This is a genomic window from Streptomyces sp. WM6372 (assembly GCF_001279655.1).
GTDB lineage: Bacteria > Actinomycetota > Actinomycetes > Streptomycetales > Streptomycetaceae > Streptomyces.
Window position 1 is genome coordinate 62,066 of the sequence record NZ_LGDB01000203.1, and the last position, 23,074, is coordinate 85,139.

Below are 23,074 nucleotides of genomic sequence, written 5' to 3' on the forward strand. Positions count from 1 at the left end.
GTTGTCCGGCCGCGCGCCGTCCCTATGGAGGGGGTCACGCCGCGGAGTCGGCCGGAAGCTCTCGGTGGCGCGTCGGAATTCTCCGCTCAGGCGGCTAAAGCCATATTTGTGAGGATCAGTCACCTATAGTCCGGATATGGCTCTCCATGAGACGAAAGACGTACACGCCGGTGACGCCGACACGGACGTGTTCGCGTCCGCACTGAGCGGCCAGGTCCTCCCGAAGTACCGGATGCCCGACGACCACTCGCCCACCGAGGTGGTCTACGAGCTGCTCAGCAACGAGCTCCTCCTCGACGGCAACGCGGCCCAGAACCTGGCCACCTTCTGCACCACCTGGTCGGACGACGGCGTGCACCGCCTGATGAACCTGTGTCTCGACAAGAACATGATCGACAAGGACGAGTACCCGCAGACGGCCGAGATCGAGGCCCGCTGCGTCAACATCCTGGCCGACCTGTGGAACGCCCCGCCCGGCGGCGCGGCCGCCGGCTGCTCCACCACCGGATCCAGCGAGGCCGCGATGCTCGGCGGCCTCGCCCTCAAATGGCGCTGGCGCACCCGCCGCCAGGCCCAGGGCCTCCCCGTCGACCGGCCCAACCTGGTGTGCGGACCGGTCCAGATCTGCTGGGAGAAGTTCGCCCGCTACTTCGACGTCGAGCTGCGCCAGGTCCCGCTCGAGGCGGATGCCACCGGGCTGCGCCCCCACCAGCTCGCCGAGTACGTCGACGAGAACACCATCGGCGTCGTCGCCATCCTCGGCGTCACGTACACCTGCGACTACGAGCCCGTCGCCGAGATCGCCGCCGAACTCGACCGGATCCAGGCCGAGCACGGCTGGGACGTCCCGATCCACGTGGACGGGGCCAGCGGCGGCTTCGTCGCCCCCTTCCTCCACCCCGACGTGGTGTGGGACTTCCGGCTGCCGCGCGTCGCCTCCGTCAACACCTCGGGCCACAAGTACGGACTCGCCCCGCTCGGCGTCGGCTGGATCGTCTGGCGCACCTCCGACCTCCTGCCCAAGGAGCTCGTCTTCGACGTGGACTACCTGGGCGGCGACATGCCGACCTTCGCCCTCAACTTCTCCCGCCCCGGCGGCGAGGTCATCGCCCAGTACTACCTGTTCCTGCGGCTCGGCCGCGGCGGCTACCGGCGCGTCCAGAAGGCCTGCGCCGACACCGCCCAGTACCTGGCCGGGGAGATCGCCGCGATGGGCCCCTTCACCATCCTCTACGACGGCACCGGCGGCCTCCCGGCCGTCTCCTACCGGCTCACCGACCAGGCCGCGTCCGGCTTCAGCCTGTACGACCTCTCCGACCGGCTGCGGATGCGCGGCTGGCAGGTTCCCTCGTACCCGTTGCCGGCCGACCGTGACGACACCGTCATCCAGCGCGTGCTGATCCGGCACGGAGTGACCCGCGACCAGATCGCCCTGCTCGTCACGGACCTGCGCAACGCGGTGGAACACCTCACCGCCGCACCCCCGCCGGCCCCGGCGACCGAGCCCCGGTCGGGATTCCACCACTAGGTCCCGTTCCCTGCGACCCTCGCGGCCACCCTCGCGCGGGAGCGCCCCGCGGCGCGTGGCCGCGGGGCGCCTGGTGGTGTTAGTCGATCTGCTCCCCGTTGTACGTGCCGCCCTGGCAGTAGTTGCCCTGGTCGTTGATCGCGGGCGTTCCGCCGCCCTGCCTGCACTGGGAAGGGGTGACGTAGGTTGCGGCGCCCTGTGTGGTGGCGGCGCTGGCGGCGCCTGTGAGGCCGAGTCCGGCGAGGGCTGCCGTGGCGATGACGGCGGCGAGGATTCGTCGAATGCGCATGTGGTCTCCCTTTCACGGATTGCCTCGGTTGGGGCACTAGCCAGCTTGATCTTCACCCATGTGGGTGGCGCGTCATATTGGGCCATTCGGGTGACGGTGCTGTCGGGGGCGGGGTCGGTGACGCGACCCGTCGGACAGGCGCCGGCGAACGGGCGCCGGCGGCGGGCCCCGGCCGGGTGCCGCTCAGGCGGAGGTGGACCAGCGCATGTCGAGTGCGTCGAGGGCGGCGATCCGGTCCGGGGTGAGGGCCGCCGCGCGCGAGCGCTGATTGGCGATCCAGACACCCAGGCGGACGTCCTGCGCGCCGACCCGTTCCACATGGGCGCGCGGGACCCGGAGGTGCTGTTCGCGGGTGTGGAACAGGCGGGCCGCCGCCAGGTGCTCCGCCCACTTCTCGGCCTGCGTGCGCCGCGGCCGCGGGCGCTCGGCCGCGCTCGCCCCGGTCACCCCGAGCGTGTGCTCCAGCAGCCAGCGCTGTGCCCAGGTCAGCTGCTCCCAGGCCAGCCGCTGAGCGCGTACCCACCGGCCCAGGTCCTCGCCCTGGACGACCACCTCGCCGGGGGCGAGCGGCAGCCGGCCGCCCGCGTCGAGGTGGACGCGGGTCAGGTGGAAGGCGCGCTGCCAGGAGATGTCCCAGGCCGGGCACCACGAGGCGTCGATGGCCTCCAGGGCCTCCCGGCGCTCCTCCGGCAGTGCGCCGGGGCCCTCGCGGCGGGCGGCGGCCCGCTGGTTCTTGACCCACACCCCGACCGGTGCTCCGCGCCAGGTGGCCTCCGCCGGCGGCAGCAGGTGCCCGTGCTCCGCCGCCCAGCCGCGGGCCGCCGCGAGCCCCTCCTCGTACGCCACGTCGAAGTGGCTCCACACCATGCCGAGTTCGTCGAGCTGCGCGACCCGCTCCCGGCCGAGGGCGCCCCGGCGGTGGGTGCGCCGCACGTCCGCGATCCACTGGCCGAGCGGGAACCGGGCCAGCCCGGGCGGCCAGGCCTCGGCGGCGGCCTCCGTACCCGCCTGCGTACCGGTCTGCCCACCGGCCTCCGTACCCGGCGCGACGGGCGACCCGGCCGGCACCTTGAACGCGAACGGCACCCGCAGGTCCCCGGCCCCGGCCGCGTAGATCCGGGCGGCCTCCACCCCGCGCCGCCAGTGCTCGCGCTCCGGGTGCAGCACCCGCAGCCGGATGAACGCCGCCAGCAGCGCCGGATCGCGCGGGGTGGAGAAGCTCAGCAGGGCCCGCGCCCCGGTCCGCATCCCGGCGCCCGCCACGGCCACGGCCTCGGACCCGGCCCGCGGCCGGCTCGGCGCCTGCGGCTGCGCCAGCGATTCGACCAGCCGGGTGTCGTGCGCCCGCAGCGCCTCCAGCAGCCGCGCGAGGTCCCCGTAGGCCCGCGAGGTCAGCATCGACTCGGCCGTCTCGTCCGGCCCCAGCAGTACGGGCACCACCAGCGAGGCGACCTTGCCCTCGCCGGGGTGGATGCGCAGCGCCCGCCCGACGGCCTGGACCAGGTCGGGCATGGACCCCCGTACGTCGGCCCAGAAGACGGAATCGCACTCCTTGGTGTCCACGCCCTCGCCCAGCACCCGGACACTGCCGAGGAAGGCCTTGTCCGCGGCCCCGTCCGCCGCGAAATCCGCCAGCACCCGCCGCCGGTGCGCCGCCGTGTGCTGCCCGCACAGCCAGTCCGCCCTGACCGTACGGGGGTACACCGGCTTCGGCGCGTCCTCGGCGGCCCGCAGCCGCCGCGCCACCTCCGGCAGCCCGGCGGCGAACGCCTCTGCCTCCCGGGTCAGGTGATGGAAGACGAGGGTCCGCCGGAACCCCTGGTCGGCGGCGGCCTTCACCAGCGCCGCCTGAAGGGCCGCCAGCCGCGACCCGCGGACGGCGTCGGAGCGGGCGTCCGCGCCCAGCAGCACGGCCGCCTGGAACCCCGGATCGCTGACGTCCACGCACACCACCCGGTACGGGGCGCAGATGCCGCGGTCGATGGCCTCCGCGAGGGTCAGGGTGTGGCAGCGCGCGCCGAAGGGGCCGTCGGGGTCGTCCTCCATGGACGCGACGAGCTCGCCCCGCCCGCGGCCGCTCTCCTCGTCCTCCTCCGCGCCGTCCTGCCAGACCCGGGGCGTGGCCGTCATGTACAGCCGCCGGACGGACGGGATCCGGGTGTTGTCGTGCACCACGGCCCACGGTTTCCCGATCCGTCCGGAGGTACGGTGCGCCTCGTCGACCACGATCAGGTCCCAGCCCGGCAGCCCGGCGAGGTGGGCCTGCTCGATCGTGCCGAGGCCCAGCGAGGCGTACGTGGCGTACACCGTCACCCGGTCCGCCGACGGGCCCGCCCAGCGGGCCAGTTCGGCCGGATCGGTCGTGGCCGGCATGCCCGCGTCCGCGGGGCGCAGGGAGCACACCGCGAGGGCGCGCCCGCTCCGGCCGCCTTCCCGCCAGGCCGCCGCCGTCTGTACGAGCAGGTCCAGGGAGGGCACGAGGACCAGCACCCGCCCGGCCCGCAGCTCCTCGGCCGAGCGCACGGCGACCAGGGACTTGCCGGAGCCGGTGGCCATGATCACCTGGGTCCGCAGCCCGGCCCCGGGTACTCGGCCGCCGGCGGGCAGTTCGAGCGCCCGCAGGACCGCGTCGACGGCCTCCCGCTGGTGCGGACGGAGCTCTTTCCTCGCCATGCGCCCTGCTCCGTCCGCCCGCCCCTGCTCCGATCAGCCCTTTCGGCTCCAGACTCCATCCTGCACGACATGTGAAGCGTGCGGGTCCGCGCCGCGGGCGGAGCGTCCGGATCACATCTTGGCGCCGAAGTTCTGCGTCCACCACGGGCCGCCCGGGCCCGAGTGGATGCCGACGCCGATGTCCTTGAAGGAGCAGTTGAGGATGTTGGCGCGGTGGCCCGGGCTCTTCATCCACGAGTCCATGACCGAGGCCGCGGTCTGCTGGCCCCGCGCGATGTTCTCGCCGTACGTCGACCAGCGGTAGCCGGCGGCCGTCGTCCGCTTCCCCGGGTCGGCGCCGTCGGGGTTGGTGTGGTCGAAGAAGCTACGGGCCGCCATGTCGTCGGAGTGCCCCTGGGCGGCCGACCGCAGCTGCGGGTCCTCCTTCAGGGGGCCGCAGCCGGCCGCCGCGCGCTCGGAGTTGACCAGCGCGATGACCTGGCCGGCGACGCCCGCCGGGGCGGGGCCCGGAGCGGGCGCCGAGGGGCGCGGAGCCGGCGCCTTGGACTTGGTCGGCGTGGGGCTCGGCGTCGGGCTCTCGGCGGACGGGCTCGGCGAGGCGGAGGCCGAGGGGGACGGGGAGGCCGACGCGGAGGGAGAGGCCGAGTCCGAGGGGGACGCGGAGCCGGGGTCGGGGGCCGCCAGTGCGGACAGCGGGGCGGCGGGCGCGGCGCCGGTGTCCTTGTCGTCCGAGCCGGGGAACCCGCCGAGGTACGCGAGCCCGCCGCCCGCGACGCACGCGGCGAGCACCGCGCCGCCGACCGCGCGGCGGCGGCTCCTGCGGCGCTTGCGCAGGACGCCGCGGCCGCCGCCGGGGGTGGCGTCCGGTACGCCGCCCTGGGCGGAGACCGTGGGGGTGAGCTGCGTCGCGGCGTCGGAGACGTCCGTGCCGTCGAAGCCCGTGGTGTCGTAGCCCGTGCCGTCGTAGCCCGTACCCGCGCCGCCGCTGGGGGAGTACGCCGGGGCACTGGCATCCGCGCCGCCGTCGTACGCGTACGCCGCGTCGGCCGGGGCGAAGCCGGCTGCCGCGGCCGACCGTATGCCCGCCAGCAGTGCCATCGAGACCGGGACCAGGGCCAGACCCGCCAGCAGCCCTTCCGCCGGGAGCAGTCCGCTCCACAGTCCCGCGCACCGTACGCACTCGCGCGCGTGCCGGGCTATTCGCTTGCGCCACAGCGTCGACGGCACCCCGTCCCAGGCGCCCGTGACCCCGCGCAGCTCCTCGCACGGGGGCTGCGCGGCCAGCGCCCGCTCCACCACCCGGGCCGACTCCAGCTGCGCCTTCATCCGCTGCACGCGCACCGCCGTGTGCTGCGGGGACAGTTCGAGGGCCGCGGCCACCTCGGCGCGGGTCAGCTCACCGGCGCACTCCAGCCACCACAGCGACAGTAGGGCGCGATCGTCGGTGTCCAGCCAGCGGGTGGCGCGGGCCGTCTCCTGCTGCTGGCCTTCGAGCTGGAGCCGCAGGACCGTCAGGTCCACGAAGTCGGCGCCCGGGTCGGCCAGTTCCCAAGCGGCCTCGAGCCCGCTCTCGCCGGGGGCGCTGTGCCGCGCCTGCCAGTGGGCCCGCACCCGGTTCATGGCGATCGCGACCAGCCAGGACCGGAAACTCTCGTCCGACCGCAGGGTGCCGAGCCCGTCGAGCGCCCGCAGCATCGTGTCCTGCACCACGTCGTCCACGTCGACGGAGCCGTTCAGGGCGCGCCCGACGATGTTGTAGACGAGCGGCAGATAGGTGCCGACCAGCTCGTCCTGCGCGCGGAGATCGCCCGCGCGGGCGGCTGCCACCAGCTCTGCCGTGTGCTGTGTAGTCATGTGAGGTTCCCTGTCCGTACCGGCGGTCGATGATGCCCGATACCTGGGAGACCGTCGAGCGCGGGTCGGATAACGGTTATCCGGAAAAAGAACCCGAAGAAGTTTTTCCCGGCCGTTCACAGCAGCGGGGCGAGTGCCTCCGTGGCCGCGCGCAGGGCCGGCGCGTACGCCTCGATCTCCTCGCGGGAGACGAGGAAGGTCACCGTGGTGACGCTGACCCCGCCGATCGGGCGGCCCCCGGGGCCCAGGACCGCGGCGCCGATGCACCGGATGGTCGGCTCGTTCTCCTCGTCGTCCACGGCGAAGCCCCGGGCCCGGACCGCCTCCAGCTCCGCCAGCAGGGCCTTCGGTCCGGTGAGCGTCCGCGGCGTGCGGCGCGGCAGGCCCGCGCTCGCGATCAGCGCCCGTACCTCCTCCTCGGGCAGGTGCGCCAGGATGCTCTTGCCGATCGCGGTGCTGTGCAGCGGCATGCGCATCCCGACCCGGGAGGCCGTCCGGAACGGCTGGTCGCCCTCCAGCTTCCGGATGTAGGTGAGCGTCTCCCCGCTGTGCAGGGCCAGGTGGACCGTCTGGCCGACCTCCTCGCGCAGCTCGCCGAGGATCCGCCCGATGCTGTGCGGCTCGCCGCCGCTGACCAGGGCGGACAGTCCGCGCAGCCGGGGACCCACCCCGTACCGCGATCCGCTCTCCGGGCGTACGAAGCCCTGCTCGGTCAGCGAGGCGAGGATCCGGAAGGCACTCGACTTGGGCACGGCGGCCGCGGCCACCACATCGGTGAGCCGGTGCGGTCCGCCCGGCGCGGCCACGGCCTCCAGGATCCGCATCGACTTCTCCAGCGCCGTGCCGGCGGCCGAGGTCCGGCCGCCGTGCGCGGGGTCTTCGGCCGCGTCCTTCGTGGGCCCGTCGTCGCGCATGCGCTCTCCCGGTGCGGGGTGGGTGGGGGTAAGGTCTGCGAAGTGGTTCCGCTACACGGTACTGCGTTCCACTACGTGGAACAAATGGCGTGTGGCGCAGTGGAACAGATGGAGAGGGAGGGGTCCTTTGTCCTGCCACCCGTACGACGCGCTGGCCGCCCAGTGCCTGCTGCCGGTCCTGCGCGACGCCGACGCGGACGAAGCCGTCCGCCGGACCGCCGCCCTACTGGCCGCCGGCTGCCGCGTGGTCGAGCTGACCACCTCCACCCCCGGCTGGGCCGAGGCCGTCGCCCGGACCGCCCCGCTCGCCGACGCGCACGACCGGCCCGCCCTGATCGGCGTCGGCACCGTCACCGCCGCCGGCCAGGCCGAGACCGCCCTCGACGCGGGCGCGGCCTTCCTGATCTCCCCCTACCCGGCTCCCGAGGTCCGGGCGGTCGCCGCCCGGCGCGGGGCGGTCTTCGTCGAGGGCGGCTTCACCCCGGGCGAGATCGCCTCCGCCGTCCGGTCCGCGGGCGCCGCCAAGGTGTTCCCGGCGCACGTCGGCGGTCCGCGGTTCATCCGCTCCCTCAAGGCGGTCCTGCCCGGGGCGCTGTTCATACCGACCGGCGGCATCCGGCCCGCCGAGATCCGGGAGTGGCTCGCCGCCGGGGCGGCCGCGGTGGGCATCGGCAGCGGCCTGCCCGACGATCCCGGCGAACTGGCCGCCGTCTTCGCGGCTCTGGCCCGGCCGTGCTGCACCGGCTGCGCCGGGGCGGGGAGCTGAGGATGGCGCCCGCGCCCCGTACCGGCCACGGCACCGGCCACGGCACCGGCCACGGCACCGGCTACGGCACCGGCCACGGCACCGGCCAGGGCACCGGCCACGGCACCGGTTACGACGTCCTCGTCCTCGGTGAGGTCCTCGTCGAGATCCACGCCGACACCGCCCTGCGGGAAGCCGCCGACGGCACCCCGGCCCGTCTCTCCTACTCCGGCGACGCCCTCAACACGGCGGCCGCCGCCGCGGCCGCCGGGGCCCGGACCGCCCTCCTCGCCGTCGTCGGCGAAGACGAGCTCAGCGTCCCGCTCCTGCACCGCGCGGCCGCGCTCGGCGTGGACGTCTCCCACGTGCGCCGCGCCCCGCGCCCCAACGGCGCCTACCTGCTCGCCTCCGACACCGAGGGCGACCGCGCGTTCGTCTACTGGCGCACCCACAGCGCGGGTTCCACCCTCTCCACGCGGCACGTCGAGTCCTGGCGGGACCTGCTGACCGGCACGAGGGCGCTCGTGACCAGCGGGATCGCGGGCGCGCTGTCCCCGAGCAGCCGCGAGGCGGTGCTGGCCGCCGCCGAGGCCGTGCACGGCGCCGGCGGGCACGTCTCGTACGATCCCAACTTCCGCTCCCGCCTGACCGGTCGGGCCGAGGCCCGCGGGCTGCTGGCGCGGATCGCCCCGCTGACCGGGCTGCTCAAGACCTCCTGCCCGGCCGACGCCGAGGCCCTGGTCGGCACCGCCGATCCGCGCGCCGCCGCCGCCCGCTATCGGGCCCTGGGCGCCCGTACGGTCGTGGTCACCGCGGGCGCCGGCCGGCTGCTGCTCGACGACGGGACGCGGGCCGAGTACCACCCGGTACCGGTCAACCCCGATCCGGTGGACGCGACCGGTGCCGGGGACTGCTTCACCGGCACCGCCACCGCCCGGCTCGCCCTGGGCGACTGCCTCGCCGACGCCGTCGCGTACGGCATGGCGGCGGCCTCCCTCTCGGTCTCCGGCCGCGGCGGCACGGGCCGCGTCCCGGCGTTCCCCGAAACGGCGGCCCTGGCCGCCGCCCACCGCGGGCTCGGGCCGGTCTAGACGGCCGAGAGCAGCGCGATCTCCTCGGGGGACAGCCGCAGCGCCCCGGTGGCGATGTTCTCGACGAGGTGGTCGCGGTTGCCGGTGCCCGGGATCGCCAGCACGTGCGGGCCCCGGTTCAGGGTCCAGGCGAGCCGCACCTGCGCCGCCGACACGCCGTGGGCCGCGGCGACGGCCCGTACCGGCGCGGCCTCCTCCGTGACCACCCCGGCCTCCTTGCCCGCGCCGGCGATCGCGAAGAACGGCACGAAGGCGATGCCCTGCTGCCCGCACGCGTCGAGGAAGGCGTGGTCCTCGGCCGGGGAGCCGATCCCGTACGGGTTCTGCACGCAGACGACGGGAGCGATGGCCCGGGCCTCGGCCAGGTGGTCGGGCCGTACGTTGGACACGCCGAGGTGGCGGATGAGCCCGGCCGTGCGCAGCTCGGCGAGGGCGCCGAAGTGCTCGGCGATCGATCCCGTGGTCTCCCGGCGCGGGATCCGCAGGTTGACCACGTCCAGGTGGTCCCGGCCCAGCTGGCGCAGGTTCTCCTCGACCTGCCCGCGCAGCTGCTCGGGCGTGGCCCACCACCACTGGCCGGCGCAGTCGCGGCCCGGTCCGACCTTGGTGGTGATGACGAGGTCTGCGGCGTAGGGGGCCAGCGCGCGGTTGATCAGCTCGTTGGCGGAGCGCGTGGGGGAGAAGTAGAAGGAAGCGGTGTCGATGTGGTTCACGCCGAGCTCGACGGCCCGCCGCAGGACGGAGACCATCCGCTCGCGGTCGGTGGGGGAGCCGTCGGCGAGGTGCGTCAGGCGCATGGAGCCGAAGCCGATCCGGCGGACGGCGAGGTCGCCGAGCCGCCAGGTGCCGGATGCAGCCGCGGTGATCGTTTCGGAGGTCATGGCGCGAGGGTAACCGGCTCGGCTCGGCGACCCGGCCCGCGCGAGCACCGGGCGGGAGCAGGGGTGGACGCTTGACCGCCCGTACCGTCGTGATCTGCAGGGCGGCGGGCGCAGGTGGTGGGACGCCGCCGGGCCGGGTCGATTCCCGCGGCCCGGCGGCGCCGGTCTCTCGGCCGGTTGCGCTGCCGGCCGGCAGGTCGGGCGGTCGTTCCGTCGGCCGGTCAGCGGCCGTGCAGGCCCCGGTCGACGGCCGTCATGAGCTCGCCGTCGGCGGTGTCCGCGTCCAGGGACCAGAACATCGCGCCGCCCAGGCCGTTCTCGCGGATGTACTCCGTCTTGGTCCGCAGTACCTGCGGGTCGTCGTACGTCCACAGCGTGCTGCCGTCGAACAGCCAGGCGTGGCCGCCCCGGCGGTCGCGGTAGACCTTGTACGTGCCCGAACCGGCGAGCTTCTTCAGCGCCTTGTAGTCCTCGTAGCCGGCCGCCCAGGTCGCCGGCGCCGGGCCCGTCGCCGGCTGTCCCATGCCGTCCCCGCCGCCGCTGACGCCGGTCCAGCCCTGCCCGTAGAACGGCAGGCCCATCACCAGCTTGTTCGCCGGCGCCCCGCGGTGGCGCCAGGCCTCCACCGTGCCGGCCGCGCTGAAGTCGCCGCGGGCGTGGAGCGCGGACTGCTGGGCGGTGGCCGGCTCGCCGGAGACGTGGAAGTCGTAGCCCTGGAGGGTCACGAAGTCGAGGTCGCGCATGATGCGGCGGACATCGAAGCCCGCGTCGATCTTGGCGGGGGCGGTCGGTACGAACGCCGTCAGCTCGTACTTCTCCTTCCGCTTCCGGCCGTGCGCGTACGCGTCGAGCTGCGTGCGGAACTCCTTCACGAGCGCCGCGAAGTTCTGCTTGTCCTCCGGGCGGTACGTGGTGTCCGTGTCACCGGCCGAGCCGGGCCACTCCCAGTCGAGGTCGATCCCGTCGAAGAGGCCGGCCGCCGCGCCCGCGCCGCCGCGGGCACCGTCCTGCGGCAGGTCGCCCTTGATGTAGAGGTCGATGCAGGACTGGACGAGGGCCTTGCGTGAGGCAGGGGTGAGCGCGGCGTCCGAGAAGTGCGTGGACCAGCTCCAACCGCCCAGCGAGAGGAGGACCTTGAGGCCGGGGTGCTTGGCCTTGAGCTCCCGCAGCTGGTTGAAGTTCCCGGCGAGCGGCTGCTCGGCGCTGTCGGCGACCCCGTCGACGGAGTTCGCCGCGTCGAGCGGGCGCACGTAGTCGGCCCAGGCGTCCGCCTCACCCGGCACGTTGCCGGTGAAGCACTTGCCCTCCGCGTTGATGTTGCCGAAGGCGTAGTTGACGTGGGTGAGCTTGCCGGCGGTGCCGCTGGTCTCCAGGTCCTGGACCTGGAAGTCCCGTCCGTAGACGCCCCATTGCGTGAAGTACCCGACCCGCTTGTACGAGCGGTCGTGCCCGGTGTCGGCCTGCGCGGCGGCGGCGGGCGCGAGGGCGGTGAGCAGGGAGAGGGAACAGGCGGCGACGGCCAGCCTGCCGGGCATGCTGCGGCGCATGGGCTTCCTTTGCGGGTGCGGGAGCGGTGCGGGACGCGTGCGCGGTGCATGCCGGAAACTATTGGTCTGGACCACCTGGGTCAAGGGTGCGTACGAAACTCGGCGGCGGCCGCGCCCGGCTGCTGGACGCGCACCCCGGGCTCGCGGCCGGCCGCATCGTCAAACGGTGTGCGGGCGCCGGCGAGCGCAGCCTGCTGCACATCGCCACGGACGGCCCTCGGACTGCTCGACCGCGTCGCGGAGTTCCTCTCCGCGGGCTCCCCGCCCGCCGAAGAACTCACCGCCGCATTCTGGTCCGCCTGCCACGGCGGTCAACGGTCCGCCGCCCCGTACCTCCTGTCCGATCGCGTGGACGTCAACTGGATCGGATACGGCGACACGACCCCGCTGGACACCGCCCTGACCAGCGGAAACGACGTACTGATCGACTGGCTCCGCACCGTCGGCGCCCGCACGCGGGCCGAACTTCCACCCGCTTGACCCACTAATCCGTTTGGATCTCCGCGGCGCCCCATGTCAGAGTTTCCCTCACCGAAGGGGTGTAGCTCAGCTGGTCAGAGCGCTGGTCTCCAAAACCAGATGCCGCAGGTTCGAATCCTGCCGCCCCTGCGAGAAGTACGCGGCGTCGGGCCCGCCCCCTCCACGGGGGCGGGCCCGACGGCGTTCCGCGGCCGTCTGGCAGACTGGGGCGAACCACCCCAGGCGGTGCAGGACAGGAAACCGGTGCGAATCCGGTGCGGTCCCGCCACTGTGACCGGTCCCCGCGGGGACCGGGAGCCAGACACTGACGCACCGCCTCTTCACGTCGACCAGGGGACGAGGATCCCCCGGAGAGGCTTCGCCATGCCGCCTTCCCGCGCCCTTCTGCGCGCCCTTGTCCCGATCGCGCTCCTGATGCCCCTGGCCGCCTGCGGCGGTCCGCCCTCGGCGGGGGGCGGGGCGGCGGGCGAGGCCGCCGCGCCGGGGTTCCCGTACACCGTCACCAACTGCGGTGTCAGCAGCACCTACCAGGCCCCGCCGCGGCGGGCCGTCACCATGAACCAGCACGCCACCGAGATCCTGCTCGCCCTCGGCCTCCAGGACCGGATGGCCGCGACGGCCTACCTCGACGACTCCGTACTGCCCGCCTACCGGCCCGCCTACGACAAGATCAAGGTGCTGGCCAAGGAGTACCCCTCGAAGGAGGTCCTCCTCGGCGCCGACCCGGACTTCGTCTACGGCGGCTACGCGAGCGCCTTCGACAAGGCGCAGGGACGCGACCGCGAGGGACTCGCCAAGGCCGGCATCAACTCCCGCCTCAGCGTGGAGTACTGCAGCACCGGCCCGGTCGGCCTCGACCAGCTGAAGACCGAGATCACCGAGGTCGCGCGCACCTTCGGCGTGCCCGAGCGCGGCGCGCGCCTCATCGCGGACGAGCAGCGCCGCATCGACGCCGTCACCGCCCGGGTCAAGGACGAGGCCAGGCCGACCGTCTTCGTCTACGACTCCGGCGAGGGCACCGCCTTCACCTCCGGAGGCGGCGGCATCGGCAACGAGATCGTCTCGCTGGCGGGCGGGACGAACACCTTCGCCGACCTCAAGGACACGTTCGGTGACGTGTCGTGGGAGAAGGTCATCGAGCGGCGGCCCGAGGTCGTCCTCATCTACGACTACGGCGGCACCACCGTCGAAGCCAAGAAGCAGCGCCTGTTGAACGACCCGGCGCTCGCGGAGGTTCCCGCCGTCAAGAACAAGCGGTTCGTGGTGCTGCCCCTGTCCTCGGCCGTCCTCGGCGTGCGCGTCGCCGACGCCGTCGAGTCCCTGGGCCGCCAGCTCCACCCCGACGCCGCGTGAGGCGCCCCCGTACGACGGCTGCGCCCCGCATACCCCGTACGCCCCGTACCCCGGTCGTCCTCGCCCTCCTCACCGTGGCGCTCCTCGCGTCTGCCGTCGCGGGCCTGGCCCTGGGGCCGGTACGGATCGCCCCCGGCCAGGTCCTCGACATCGTGCTGGGCGGCCCCGGACACCGCACCGGGGCCTTCGCCTCCATCGTGTGGGACGTGCGGATGCCGCGGGTGCTGCTCGGGGCGGTCGTCGGAGCGGGGCTCGCCGTGGCCGGCACCGTCCTACAGGCCCTCGTACGCAACCAGCTCGCCGACCCGTTCCTGCTGGGGGCCTCCTCCGGGGCCTCGCTGGGCGCCGTCCTCGTCATCGTCTTCGGCGCGGGAGCGGCTGCGACGGCGGGAACGGCGGGAACGGAAGGAACGGAGGGCGCCCTCGGCGGGATCGGCGCCCTGGGCGTGCCGGCCGCCGCGTTCGCCGGATCGATGGGGGCCCTCGTCGCCGTCTACGCCATGGCCCGGCGCGGCGGCACCATGACCACCGGGCGGCTGATCCTCGCCGGGGTCGCCGTCCAGTACATCCTGTCCGCGCTCACCAGCCTGGTGCTGGTGCTCGCCGCGCACCCCGACCAGATCCGGTCCGTCCTGTTCTGGACCCTGGGCGGCCTGGGCGGGGCGCGCTGGGACGAACTCGCCCTGCCCGCCGCCGCGCTGCTCGCCGGCACCGCCGTGCTCACCGCGCTCGCCCGGCCGCTCGACCTGCTCCTCGCCGGGGAGGAGGGCGCTCGGACGCTCGGCCTGGACACCGCGCGCTTCCGCGCAGCCGTCTTCGTCCTCACCTCCCTCGTGAGCGGCGTGCTCGTCGCCTACAGCGGCGCCATCGGGTTCGTCGGGCTGATGGTTCCGCACGCCGCCCGGATGATCGTCGGCGCCGGGCACCGGGCGCTGCTGCCGGTGGCCGCACTGGGCGGGGCCGTGTTCCTGACCCTGGCCGACCTGGTCGCCCGTACGGCCGCGGCGCCCGAGGAGATACCGGTCGGCGTGGTCACCGCGCTCGTCGGCGGGCCGTTCTTCCTGTGGATGCTGCGCCGTTCCACCCGGGTCGAGGGGGTGGCGGGATGAGCGGGCGCCGGCCGGTGGAACTCGCCGTCGAGGCCGTGCGTTACGAGACCGACGGGCACACGCTGCTCCACGGAGTCGACCTCACCGCCCGGCCCGGCGAGACGGTCGGCGTGGTCGGCCCCAACGGCAGCGGCAAGACGACGCTGCTGCGCTGCGTCTACGGCGCCCTGCGGCCCAGCGCCGGCCGGGTGCTCCTGGACGGCGCGGACGCGGCGCGGCTGGGCGTCAAGGACCGGGCCCGGCGGGTCGCGGTGGTCCCGCAGGAGGCGGCGGGGACCTTCGGGCTGACCGTCCGCGAGGTGGTCGCGATGGGGCGCAGCCCGCACAAGCGGTTCTGGGAGCAGGACGGCCCGGACGACGTCCGGCGCGTCGCCGAGGCACTGGAGACCGTCGGCGCGAGCAGCCTCGCGGGCCGGCGCTACGACGGGCTCTCCGGCGGCGAACGCCAGCGCGCCCTGGTGGCCCGCGCCCTCGTCCAGGAGCCGGGCCTGCTCGCGCTCGACGAGCCGACGAACCACCTGGACATCCGCTACCAGCTGGAGGTCCTCGCCCTGGTCCGCGCCCTGCCGGCCACCGTGCTGCTCGTGCTGCACGACCTCAACCTGGCGGCCTCGTACTGCGACCGCCTGTACGTGCTGGCGGGCGGCCGGGTGGCGGCCTCGGGGACACCGTCGCAGGTGCTGACCGAGGACCTGCTGGCCGAGGTGTACGGGGTCCGCACCCGCGTCACCACCCACCCGGCCACCGCCGCCCCGAACATCGTCTACCTCCCGCTCGCCTGAGGGGGAGCGGGAGGCCGACGCATCGGTCCGGCCGGTTAGCCGGCCGCGGGCTCCTGGTAGCCGTACGGGCGGGTGATGATCTCCATCCCGTGGCCCGACGGGTCCAGGAAGTAGACGCCGCGGCCGCCGTCGTTGTGGTTGATCTCGCCGGGCCGCTTCATGTGGGGATCGGCGAAGTACGGGATCCCGCCCGCCCGGATCCTCCCGAACGACACGTCGAATTCCTCCTCCGAGACGAGGAACGCGTAGTGCTGGGTGGTGAGGGAATCGGCCGGCACGGTCGCGAAGTCGAGGGTGACGCCGTTCGCGGTCTCGACGGGGACGAACGGGCCCCACTCGGTCCCGACCTCAAGGCCGAGGACGTCCGCCAGGAATGCGGCGGCCTCCCTGTTGTTCCGGGAGTGGATGATCGTGTGGTTCAGCTGTACTGACATGAGTGAATGCCTCCGCAAGGCACATCACGGCACCTCCATGCCTCACCCGGTCGGTGACCGACACGCGATGCCGTGATCACGATCCTAGGCCGTGCCCCCGTAGACCGCCTTCACATTGTCCTGCGCGGGGTGCGCGCGGCCCGCCGGGCCGGCCGCGAAGGCCCGCAGCAGGTTCTCCGTCACCCGGGTGGTCAGCGCGCCCGCCTTCGCGTCGAGGCCGTGGTTGGCGCCGCCGCGGCCGTCGCCCGTCGCGTCGAGGGCTTCCACCCACCGCATGGTCCCGGTCGCGAACACGCCCGCGCCGCTCGGCACCGTGTAGTACGCCGTGTCCTGGTGGCTGGGCCGGCCCTCGCACACCACCGGGGAGTGGGCCAGGATCTCGATCGGCCGGGGCGTCGGGAAACCGGTGTTGACCTTGTCGTACTCCACCCCCACCAGGTGCGCGAACCGGTCGCCGGCCCGCACGCCGGTGCCCTCGAACAGCCAGTGGCCGGGGTGGGTCACCACGTACGGGGCGTCCACCGGGTAGCCGTCGTAGATCACGCCGAGCAGCGAGCTCTCCGGATCGGCGCCGGGCGCCGAGCGGAAGTCGACGGTGGCCGGCTGGCCGCGTTTGAACCCCGGGTCCTGGTCGTAGGCGGACTTGTAGCAGACCACCGTGCGGTCCGGACCGAGATCGGAGGGCTCCAGCCGGATCCGGCGGAAGCAGCAGTTCGCGCCGAGGACCGCGATGTTGGTCCCGGCGTCCCGGGCGGCGGTGAAGTGGGCCCGCTGCTCGGGCGACCAGTACTCGTCGTGGCCGAGGGAGAGGACCGCCGAGGCCCCTTCCAGCAGCCGCTTCTCCCGCGCCACGTCGGTGGTCGTCGCGTAGGCCAGGGGTATGCCGAGCCGCTCGGCGAGGGCGAGCAGCGGGGCCTCGTACACGAGGAACAGGCCGGCGCCGTCGTCGTACTCGTAGGGACGGTCGAAGGTGACGGAGAGGGAGCGCGAGGCGTAGCCGCCGCTGGGGCCGTCGTAGCTGCCGTAGCCGCCCCACCGGTTGTACGCCTGCCAGGTCGCCACCGCGTTCACCACGACCGTACGGCCGGCGCTCGCCGCCGAGCGGACGGTGACCGGGACGAAGCGCTGTCCTTCGCCGCCCTGTGCGTCGAGCCGCAGCAGGTAGCACCCCTCCGGCCAGTCTTTGGTGTCGACGGTGGCCGTACGGGGCCACCGGGTACGGACCATCCGGGTCGCCGGATCCACCGTGTGCTCGGGCTGGCGCACGCCGGGCAGCGCCTCGGACCGCCACACCAGCCGGGCCCGGGCGCCGCCGTACCAGCCCATCCGGTAGGCGGAGACGGTGAACCGGGGCGCGGTGGTGGACACGTGCAGGCCGAAGGACTCGCCGGGCAGGACGCTGACCTTGTCGGCGAAGCCCTCGATGGCCCGGGCCGCCCCGGCTCTGGTCACACGCCAGTCGGCATGCCCGGGCTTGGCGTTCTCGGCCTTGACGTCGAAGCCGGCCGGTCCGCCCTTCCCCGCCGCCCCGCCGGGAGTTGTCCCCGTGCCCTCGCTCTTCGGGGCCGCCCCGTCGCCGGCTCCGTTCGCGCAGCCGGCCACGGCCCCGAGCCCGGCGGCGGTGGCCGCTCCCGTCGCGATCGCGAGGAACCGCCGCCTGCCCGCGCCGTCGCCGTCCCCGGCCCCGGCTATGTGCTCATGATCCATGAAGGGCACGCTATGTCACCCCTGACGCCTCACCCCAGCCGGACCACCAACCGCTGGCCGGTGCCCGCCGCCGCCGTGAGGTTCCCGAAGTCAAGCCGCAACCGGGCACCGGTGGCCTCCGAGACCAGGCTCGGCGGGCGGGACAGCACCGCGGTGACGGGGCGGTTCCACACCAGCGTCAGCGAGGTCAGCGCCCGGGCCGGGTCCGCGACACAGACCGCGGCCGTGCCGTCCGGTCTCTCCCGGACCGTCACCGAACAGGGTGCTCCCGCCTCCAGCGGACCGGCCGATCCGGCCTGCCAGAAATTGACCCCGGTGAAGCCCAGCGAGGGCACCGAGACGCCCTGGGCCGTCTCCGCGTTGGCGAGTACGGAGAGCCACCCCGTGGCGGCGGCTCTGGCGGCGGTCCGGGCCATCGTCGCCCCCGGCAGCACCTGGTGGACGTACCCGGCGCCGGCCGGGTCCTTGCCGTGGTCGTACCAGAGGGTGAGGTAGCGCCGGGTCAGGGCCGTGGCGGAGCCGCCCCGGTTGATCTCGCTCCACCGGCCGGTGCGCACCTCCCGCAGGGCCCTGAACGAGCCCGGGCCCGACATCACGTACCCGCCGAAGCCCGCCAGATGCGCCCAGCCGGGGGAGGGGAAGGCGGCCGTCCAGCCGAGGGCGGCCGGCTGGAGGGTGCCGCCCACGGTGAGGGCATGGGTGCCGGCGGCGCCCAGATTGCGGTTGTCGACCACCGTCTCGACCGCCGTCCCGTCCGAGCAGCGGATCCCGGCCCCCAGGCAGACGATCGTGTCGTCGAGGAAGAACCAGGACGTGCGGGCCGTGAGCGTGCTGCCCAGGCCCCGCAGGTGCTGGCCCAGCGAGGCGAACTCCCCGTCGGTCGTCCCGCCCACCCAGGCCGCATCGGGCCGGGAGGCCCCCCAGTCACCGCCCGCGCCGTCCGCCAGCACCTTCCGTGACACCGTGGTCCCCGGCAGCCTGTACGGATCCACCGTGGGCCAGAAGGCGTCCGAGTACTGGCCGTTGCCGTACGTGGCCCCCCACCAGGAGAGCATTCCGCTCCCGGTGTGCCAGCCGCGGAGGTTCTCCCCGTTGCCCGTCTCGTAGTGGGCGATCCGCTTCGAGGCCATGGACAGCGAGGCCGCCCAGCCGGGCCGCCGGTGCGTGGCCCGGTCCATGGACGCGAACAGGCGGTGACCGACCGGTTCGGGCAGTGCGGTGACCGACGCGTCGGACTCGACCTGTGCCAGGCGGGCGAGCGAGGACAGGGCGAGCGTCGTGTCGGCGAGGGGACGACCGTAGTAGTCCCGGGCCATCCAGCCCTTCACCAACCCCCGCCAGCGCGCCCGCTCGACGGCGCTCGCACCCTCCGCGAGGAGCAGGATCGCGGCGAGCACCGCATGCCCGCGGGCATGGTCGTCCTGCTGGACCTGCCGTGGATCGGCGACCATCAGACCCCGGCTCACCGCCCGCCCCGACACGGCGTCCATGACCAGCCCGTTGAACAGGAACGGCGCCCAGGCCCGCTCCACCGCGTCGAAGGCGATCTGCGCCCCTGGGTCCGTGACCTCCCACGCGGTGCCCCTCAGAAGAGCGAAGAGCATGCCCAGCCCGCCGAGCAGCACCGCCCCGTACGTCCCCGTGTACGGCACCCAGGTGTGCTGGACGAACGACCCGTCCGGGTAGAGCCCGTCGCCCGCGGTGACGTACGGGAACACCGGCGCGAGCGCGTCCCGGGCCAGCGCGATCTTCGCCGAGTCCCCGCCGACCACCCCGCGCAGCGCCAGCACCCGGCACAGGTCGACCCGGTTCGCCCCCGTACTGGTCCCGGTGTAGGAGCCGACGGCCGAGTCCGGGACGAAGTGGTCGACGGCCGCGCAGGAGTCGGCGAGCCGGGCGGCCGGCAGCTCCTCGTACAGCAGCACGCACAGGTCCAGCAGGGCCTGCGGGGCGCCGATCTGCCAGCAGTACCAGTTGCCGTACCGCACCTGGCCGGCGTGGTAGACGTCCGTGTGCAGATGGTCCAGCCCGGTCAGCAGGGCCGAGCGCAGCCCGGCGTCCCCGGTGAGCCCGGTCCCGGGCTGGACGTAGGCCTCGGCCATCGTCCGCAGCCGGTAGTAGCTCTGCATCATCATCTCGGGGTCGCTGCCGTACCCCAGGTCGGGCCAGAGCGAGCCGGCCGCCGGAGCCATGGCGGAGCGGTACCCGCGGGCCAGGGCGCCGAGATCGGCGAGTCTCGTACGGAACGGCTCGGCCGCGGCAGGGATGTCACCGCCCAGGACGAGGCCGCGCCACACCGCCCGCATGGCGTCGTGGACCCCGTCCGCCGGCGCGGCCCCCGCCCGCGCGGCGGGTGCTCCCAGCAGGAGCGCACCCCCGCCCGCGGCGGAGAGGAAGGCGCGCCGACTCCACACGTCTGTCATCGCATGCTCCTTGTCCGATCCCTTACCGGCCCCCGCCGGCCCGTCACTTGCCCCACTCGAACGCGCCCTGCCGCGTGCCCCACGCCTCATCCCCCGTGCCTCTTGCCACGCGCCTCAGGCCACGTGCTCGCGGTAGCGGTCGATCACCTCCCGCAGCACCTCGGCACCGTCTCGCGCCCACAGCCCCGGATGGAAGATCTCCACCTCCACCGGGCCGCGGTAGCCGGCCGAGTCGGCCAGTTCCCGGAACGCCCGCAGATCGATGCAGCCGTCGCCCAACTGCCCCCGCCCCAGCAGCACCCCTTCGGGGAGCGGGGTCACCCAGTCGGCCACCTGGACCGACGCGATCCGCCCGCCCGCACCCGCCCGGTGCAGACCGGCCGGCAGCCGCTCGTCCCACCACAGGTGGTAGGAGTCCACGACCACCCCCACCTGGTGCGCCGGGAACTGCTCGGCGATGTCCAGGGCCTGGCCGAGCGTGGAGACCACGCAGCGGTCCGAGGCGAACATCGGATGCAGGGGCTCGATCCCCAGCCGTACCCCGTGTGCGGCCGCCCACGGGGCGAGCTCGCCCAGGACGTCGACGATCCGCCGCCGCGCCCCCACCAGGTCCCGATCCCCGTCGGGCAGGCCCCCCGAGACCAGGACCAGTACGTCGGCGCCCAGCTCGGCGGCCTCCTCCACGGCCCGGCGGTTGTCCTCGAGCGCCGCGGCCCGCCCCGCCGGATCGGCGGCGGTGAAGAACCCGCCGCGACACAGCGAGCTGACCCGCAGCCCGGCCCCGGCGACCAGCTTCGCCGTCTCGCGCAGCCCGAACTCCCGCACCGGATCCCGCCACAGCCCGACCGCGCCCACCCCGGCCGCGACGCACCCGCCGACCAGCTCGGGCATCGACCACTGCCGGACGGTCTCCTGGTTGAGGCTGAACCGGGCCGGGGCCGGACCCCGGCTCATGACGCCACTCCGTACACCGCCAAGAGCTGCCGCATCCGCGATTCGGCGAGCTCCGGATCGGGAAACAGGCCCAGCAGATCGGCCTGTTCGTACGCGGTGGCCAGATGGGGCAGCGGCCGGGCCGACTGGAGCCCGCCCAGCATCGTGAAGTGCTCCTGGTACCCCGCGAGCCAGGCCAGCAGCACCACCCCCGTCTTGTAGTAGCGGGTCGGCGGGGCGAACAGGTGCCGGGACAGGGACAGCGTCGGATCCAGCACCTCACGGAAACCGGCGGCGTCGTCCCGGTCCAGCGCGAGCCCGGCCCGGGCGGCCAGCGGAGCGATCGGGTCGAAGACGCCCAGCAGCGCATCGCTCGCCGGATCCCCGGCACCCTCCCCGGCGATCAGTTCGGGATAGTGGTGGTCGTCGCCCGTGTAGCAGCGCACGCCCGGCGGGAGCCTGCGCCGGATGTCCTTCTCCCGTTCCGCGTCCAGGAGCGAGACCTTGATCCCGTCCACCTTCTCCGGGCGGTCGGCGATGACCTTCAGGAACACCTCGGTGGCCGCGTCGGGGTCGGCGTGCCCCCAGTAGCCCTCCAGCTCAGGATCGAACATCGGGCCCAGCCAGTGCAGTACGACCGGCCGGGCGCTCTGCCGCAGCAGTCTTCCGTACACCTCCAGATAGTCCTCCGGGCCGCGCGCCGTGGCTGCCAGGGCGCGGGAGGCCATGAGTACGGCTCCCGCCCCGCACTCCTCGACGTGCGCGAGCTGCTCCTCGTACGCGGCGGTGATCGCGGCCAGAGCGTGCCCGCCGCCCGGCGCGAGTTGGTCGGTGCCCACCCCGCAGACGATCCGGCCGCCCACCGCCCGGGCCTCGGCGGCCGACCGGCGGATCAGCTCCGCCGCAGCCGGCCAGTCCAGACCCATCCCGCGCTGCGCCGTGTCCATGGCCTCCGCGACCCCGAGGCCCTGTGCCCACAGCCGGTGCCGGAAAGCCAGCGTCGCCTCCCAGTCCACGGCCGGCCCGGTCCGGGAGGCCGAGCCGTCGGCACAGGCGGCGAGCGGATCCGCCACCACGTGCGCCGCCGCGTAGAACCTGCGGCTGCGTGCCGGACCGCAGACCAGCGGCGCGAGCGGATCGGTACACGGCCGGTGCAGACGGTATCCGCCGTCCGCCGCCGGAAGCCGGATGCTCACAGGACCACCTCCGGCACGGGCAGTCGCCGGCCCTCCACCGAGGAGCGCAGCCCCAGCTCGGCGAGCTGTACTCCGCGCGCGCCGGCCAGCAGGTCCCACTGCCAGGGCTCGTCGAGCACGACGTGGCGCAGGAACAGCTCCCACTGGGCCTTGAAGCCGTTGTCGAACGGGCCGTTGTCCGGGACCTCCTGCCACTGGGCGCGGAAGGGCTCCGTCTGCGGCAGATCGGGATTCCACACCGGCTTGGGCGTCGCCCCCCGGTGCTGGACGCGGCAGTTGCGCAGCCCGGCCACCGCCGACCCGTGCGTCCCGTCCACCTGGAACTCCACCAGCTCGTCACGGTGGACCCGCACCGCCCAGGAGGAGTTGATCTGCGCGACGGCGCCGCCCTCCAGCTCGAAGACCCCGTACGCCGCGTCGTCCGCCGTCGCCTCGTACGGCTTTCCTTCCTCGTCCCAGCGGCGGCCGATGTGCGTACGGGCCAGGGCCTGCACCGTGCGGACCCGGCCGAACAGCTCGTGCAGCAGGTACTCCCAGTGCGGGAACATGTCGGCGACGATGCCCCCGCCGTCCTGCGCCCGGTAGTTCCAGGACGGCCGCTGGGCCGGCTGCCAGTCCCCTTCGAACACCCAGTAGCCGAACTCCCCGCGCACGGACAGGATCTCGCCGAAGAAGCCGCCTTCGACCAGCCGCTTCAGTTTCAGCAGCCCCGGAAGGAACAGCTTGTCCTGGACCACCCCGTGTTTCACCCCGGCCTCCGCGGCCAGGCGGGCCAGCTCCAGGGAGGAGGCGAAGCTCAGCGCCGTCGGCTTCTCGCAGTACACGTGCTTGCCCGCCGCCACGGCCTGCCGGACCGCGGCCTCGCGGGCACCGGTGACCTGAGCGTCGAAGTAGATCTCGACCTCGGGGTCGGCGAGCACGGCCGCGAGGTCCGTGCTGACCTGCTCCAGCCCGTGCTCCTCGGCGATGGCCCGCAGCGCCGGCTCCCGGCGCCCGACCAGCACCGGCTCGGGCCACAGCACCCGTCCGTCGCCCAGGTCCAGCCCGCCCTGCTCGCGCAGGGCGAGCAGCGAGCGGACCAGATGCTGGCGGTATCCCATCCGCCCGGTCACGCCGTTCATGGCGATCTTGATCG

At 74.1% G+C, this 23,074-nt stretch carries 19 protein-coding genes, 1 tRNA gene and 1 riboswitch; of the genes, 8 read left to right on the plus strand and 12 right to left on the minus strand.

Annotated features, from left to right (window positions below):
• Nucleotides 1–136: 136 nt before the first annotated feature.
• Nucleotides 137–1,528, plus strand: a complete 1,392-nt coding sequence (locus tag ADK52_RS26290) for a glutamate decarboxylase (RefSeq protein ID WP_053692305.1) — start codon at nucleotides 137–139, stop codon at nucleotides 1,526–1,528.
• Nucleotides 1,529–1,607: 79 nt separating this feature from the next.
• On the opposite strand, the gene ADK52_RS26295 is transcribed toward ADK52_RS26290, so the two are convergent.
• The 4 genes from ADK52_RS26295 to ADK52_RS26310 all read right to left on the minus strand — a co-directional run bounded on the left by ADK52_RS26295 (nucleotide 1,608) and on the right by ADK52_RS26310 (nucleotide 7,258).
• Entirely contained in the window at nucleotides 1,608–1,817 is a 210-nt protein-coding gene (locus tag ADK52_RS26295) for a hypothetical protein (RefSeq protein ID WP_053692306.1), read from the minus strand.
• Nucleotides 1,818–2,000: 183 nt separating this feature from the next.
• Entirely contained in the window at nucleotides 2,001–4,490 is a 2,490-nt protein-coding gene (locus tag ADK52_RS26300; protein WP_078988608.1) for a DEAD/DEAH box helicase, read from the minus strand.
• 111 nt (nucleotides 4,491–4,601) lie between these two features.
• The gene (locus ADK52_RS26305) at nucleotides 4,602–6,344 is read right to left on the minus strand and encodes a sigma-70 family RNA polymerase sigma factor (RefSeq protein ID WP_053692307.1); all 1,743 of its coding nucleotides are present in this window, start codon (nucleotides 6,342–6,344) and stop codon (nucleotides 4,602–4,604) included.
• A 116-nt stretch (nucleotides 6,345–6,460) separates the two neighbouring features.
• Nucleotides 6,461–7,258, minus strand: a complete 798-nt coding sequence (locus tag ADK52_RS26310) for an IclR family transcriptional regulator (protein ID WP_078988609.1) — start codon at nucleotides 7,256–7,258, stop codon at nucleotides 6,461–6,463.
• A gap of 127 nt (nucleotides 7,259–7,385) precedes the next feature.
• On the opposite strand from ADK52_RS26310, the gene ADK52_RS26315 reads away from it, so the two are divergent.
• Together ADK52_RS26315 and ADK52_RS26320 are read left to right on the plus strand one after the other, a co-directional pair.
• Nucleotides 7,386–8,024 carry a bifunctional 4-hydroxy-2-oxoglutarate aldolase/2-dehydro-3-deoxy-phosphogluconate aldolase gene (locus tag ADK52_RS26315; RefSeq protein ID WP_053692308.1) on the plus strand — a complete coding sequence of 213 codons (639 nt, stop codon included), beginning with the start codon at nucleotides 7,386–7,388 and terminating at the stop codon, nucleotides 8,022–8,024.
• A 2-nt stretch (nucleotides 8,025–8,026) separates the two neighbouring features.
• The gene (locus tag ADK52_RS26320) at nucleotides 8,027–9,094 is read left to right on the plus strand and encodes a PfkB family carbohydrate kinase (RefSeq protein WP_078988621.1); all 1,068 of its coding nucleotides are present in this window, start codon (nucleotides 8,027–8,029) and stop codon (nucleotides 9,092–9,094) included.
• On the opposite strand, the gene ADK52_RS26325 is transcribed toward ADK52_RS26320, so the two are convergent.
• Both ADK52_RS26325 and ADK52_RS26330 read right to left on the minus strand, forming a co-directional pair.
• The gene (locus tag ADK52_RS26325) at nucleotides 9,091–9,975 is read right to left on the minus strand and encodes an aldo/keto reductase (protein WP_053692309.1); all 885 of its coding nucleotides are present in this window, start codon (nucleotides 9,973–9,975) and stop codon (nucleotides 9,091–9,093) included. The two genes, ADK52_RS26320 and ADK52_RS26325, sit on opposite strands and share 4 nt — an antisense overlap.
• A 221-nt stretch (nucleotides 9,976–10,196) precedes the next feature.
• Nucleotides 10,197–11,522 carry a glycoside hydrolase family 18 protein gene (locus ADK52_RS26330; protein WP_053692310.1) on the minus strand — a complete coding sequence of 442 codons (1,326 nt, stop codon included), beginning with the start codon at nucleotides 11,520–11,522 and terminating at the stop codon, nucleotides 10,197–10,199.
• A 168-nt stretch (nucleotides 11,523–11,690) separates the two neighbouring features.
• On the opposite strand from ADK52_RS26330, the gene ADK52_RS26335 reads away from it, so the two are divergent.
• From ADK52_RS26335 to ADK52_RS26355, 5 genes are all read left to right on the plus strand, one after another.
• Nucleotides 11,691–12,002 carry a hypothetical protein gene (locus ADK52_RS26335; RefSeq protein WP_053692311.1) on the plus strand — a complete coding sequence of 104 codons (312 nt, stop codon included), beginning with the start codon at nucleotides 11,691–11,693 and terminating at the stop codon, nucleotides 12,000–12,002.
• Nucleotides 12,003–12,057: 55 nt separating this feature from the next.
• A tRNA-Trp gene (locus ADK52_RS26340) sits at nucleotides 12,058–12,131 on the plus strand.
• A 103-nt stretch (nucleotides 12,132–12,234) separates the two neighbouring features.
• A riboswitch (cobalamin riboswitch) is annotated at nucleotides 12,235–12,309 on the plus strand.
• 56 nt (nucleotides 12,310–12,365) lie between these two features.
• The gene (locus ADK52_RS26345) at nucleotides 12,366–13,355 is read left to right on the plus strand and encodes an ABC transporter substrate-binding protein (protein ID WP_053692312.1); all 990 of its coding nucleotides are present in this window, start codon (nucleotides 12,366–12,368) and stop codon (nucleotides 13,353–13,355) included.
• Nucleotides 13,352–14,464, plus strand: a complete 1,113-nt coding sequence (locus ADK52_RS26350) for a FecCD family ABC transporter permease (protein WP_053692313.1) — start codon at nucleotides 13,352–13,354, stop codon at nucleotides 14,462–14,464. Before ADK52_RS26345 ends, ADK52_RS26350 begins: the two co-directional genes overlap by 4 nt.
• A complete protein-coding gene (locus ADK52_RS26355; RefSeq protein WP_053692314.1) occupies nucleotides 14,461–15,246 on the plus strand; it encodes an ABC transporter ATP-binding protein in 786 nt (261 codons plus the stop codon). Before ADK52_RS26350 ends, ADK52_RS26355 begins: the two co-directional genes overlap by 4 nt.
• 35 nt (nucleotides 15,247–15,281) lie before the next feature.
• On the opposite strand, the gene ADK52_RS26360 is transcribed toward ADK52_RS26355, so the two are convergent.
• The 6 genes from ADK52_RS26360 to ADK52_RS26385 all read right to left on the minus strand — a co-directional run bounded on the left by ADK52_RS26360 (nucleotide 15,282) and on the right by ADK52_RS26385 (nucleotide 23,060).
• Entirely contained in the window at nucleotides 15,282–15,680 is a 399-nt protein-coding gene (locus ADK52_RS26360; protein WP_053692315.1) for a VOC family protein, read from the minus strand.
• A gap of 84 nt (nucleotides 15,681–15,764) precedes the next feature.
• Nucleotides 15,765–17,387 (minus strand): N,N-dimethylformamidase beta subunit family domain-containing protein, encoded by a 1,623-nt coding sequence (locus ADK52_RS26365; protein WP_053692316.1) that lies wholly within the window; start codon nucleotides 17,385–17,387, stop codon nucleotides 15,765–15,767.
• A 29-nt stretch (nucleotides 17,388–17,416) separates the two neighbouring features.
• The gene (locus ADK52_RS26370) at nucleotides 17,417–19,810 is read right to left on the minus strand and encodes a polysaccharide lyase 8 family protein (protein WP_053692317.1); all 2,394 of its coding nucleotides are present in this window, start codon (nucleotides 19,808–19,810) and stop codon (nucleotides 17,417–17,419) included.
• 114 nt (nucleotides 19,811–19,924) lie between these two features.
• Nucleotides 19,925–20,764, minus strand: coding sequence for a sugar phosphate isomerase/epimerase family protein (locus ADK52_RS26375; protein ID WP_053692318.1), 840 nt, complete (start codon nucleotides 20,762–20,764; stop codon nucleotides 19,925–19,927).
• On the minus strand, nucleotides 20,761–21,939 hold the full coding sequence (locus tag ADK52_RS26380; protein WP_053692319.1) for a dihydrodipicolinate synthase family protein: 1,179 nt from the start codon (nucleotides 21,937–21,939) through the stop codon (nucleotides 20,761–20,763). Before ADK52_RS26380 ends, ADK52_RS26375 begins: the two co-directional genes overlap by 4 nt.
• Complete coding sequence (locus ADK52_RS26385) at nucleotides 21,936–23,060, minus strand: Gfo/Idh/MocA family protein (protein ID WP_078988622.1); 1,125 nt, start codon at nucleotides 23,058–23,060, stop codon at nucleotides 21,936–21,938. Before ADK52_RS26385 ends, ADK52_RS26380 begins: the two co-directional genes overlap by 4 nt.
• Nucleotides 23,061–23,074 lie beyond the last annotated feature (14 nt).

Excerpts from the sequence above, each read along its gene's own strand:
- ADK52_RS26290 (WP_053692305.1), top strand. The coding sequence starts at position 137 with ATGGCTCTCCATGAGACGAAAGACGTACACGCCGGTGACGCCGACACG.
- ADK52_RS26295 (WP_053692306.1), bottom strand. The coding sequence starts at position 1,817 with ATGCGCATTCGACGAATCCTCGCCGCCGTCATCGCCACGGCAGCCCTC.
- ADK52_RS26300 (WP_078988608.1), bottom strand. The coding sequence starts at position 4,490 with ATGGCGAGGAAAGAGCTCCGTCCGCACCAGCGGGAGGCCGTCGACGCG.
- ADK52_RS26305 (WP_053692307.1), bottom strand. The coding sequence starts at position 6,344 with ATGACTACACAGCACACGGCAGAGCTGGTGGCAGCCGCCCGCGCGGGC.
- ADK52_RS26310 (WP_078988609.1), bottom strand. The coding sequence starts at position 7,258 with ATGCGCGACGACGGGCCCACGAAGGACGCGGCCGAAGACCCCGCGCAC.
- ADK52_RS26320 (WP_078988621.1), top strand. The coding sequence starts at position 8,027 with ATGGCGCCCGCGCCCCGTACCGGCCACGGCACCGGCCACGGCACCGGC.
- ADK52_RS26325 (WP_053692309.1), bottom strand. The coding sequence starts at position 9,975 with ATGACCTCCGAAACGATCACCGCGGCTGCATCCGGCACCTGGCGGCTC.
- ADK52_RS26330 (WP_053692310.1), bottom strand. The coding sequence starts at position 11,522 with ATGCGCCGCAGCATGCCCGGCAGGCTGGCCGTCGCCGCCTGTTCCCTC.
- ADK52_RS26345 (WP_053692312.1), top strand. The coding sequence starts at position 12,366 with ATGCCGCCTTCCCGCGCCCTTCTGCGCGCCCTTGTCCCGATCGCGCTC.
- ADK52_RS26355 (WP_053692314.1), top strand. The coding sequence starts at position 14,461 with ATGAGCGGGCGCCGGCCGGTGGAACTCGCCGTCGAGGCCGTGCGTTAC.
- ADK52_RS26360 (WP_053692315.1), bottom strand. The coding sequence starts at position 15,680 with ATGTCAGTACAGCTGAACCACACGATCATCCACTCCCGGAACAACAGG.
- ADK52_RS26365 (WP_053692316.1), bottom strand. The coding sequence starts at position 17,387 with ATGGATCATGAGCACATAGCCGGGGCCGGGGACGGCGACGGCGCGGGC.
- ADK52_RS26370 (WP_053692317.1), bottom strand. The coding sequence starts at position 19,810 with ATGACAGACGTGTGGAGTCGGCGCGCCTTCCTCTCCGCCGCGGGCGGG.
- ADK52_RS26375 (WP_053692318.1), bottom strand. The coding sequence starts at position 20,764 with ATGAGCCGGGGTCCGGCCCCGGCCCGGTTCAGCCTCAACCAGGAGACC.
- ADK52_RS26385 (WP_078988622.1), bottom strand. The coding sequence starts at position 23,060 with ATGAACGGCGTGACCGGGCGGATGGGATACCGCCAGCATCTGGTCCGC.